Source organism: Pseudomonas sp. AC229 (assembly GCF_979254655.1).
In genome coordinates this window covers 1-267 of record NZ_CEEDHK010000060.1, presented here as the reverse complement: position 1 = coordinate 267, position 267 = coordinate 1, and the positions used below count along the sequence as shown (strand labels likewise).

Genomic DNA, 267 nt, shown 5'->3' with positions numbered 1-267 from the left:
CTGGAAATGGAAAAGCTGCCCGCCGCTGAAATCCGTCAGCGCGTGGCTGCCGTGCTCGCCACCGCGCAAGTGGGCGAGTTGGCCGAGCGCAAGCCGGATCAACTCTCTGGCGGCCAACGTCAGCGCGTGGCGCTGGCCCGCGCAGTGGTGAAGCGCCCGCGCGTGCTGCTGCTCGATGAGCCACTCGGTGCGCTGGAGAAAAAGCTGCGGGAAAAAATGCAGCTCGAACTCAAGCGCCTGCAACACGAGAGCGGCATCACCTGCATC

General features: G+C 65.2%; 1 protein-coding gene. It reads left to right on the top strand.

Going from position 1 to position 267, the window contains the following annotated elements:
• On the top strand, positions 1 to 267 hold a 267-nt coding region (locus tag AC0IW7_RS24840), incomplete at both ends, for an ATP-binding cassette domain-containing protein (RefSeq protein WP_471821506.1).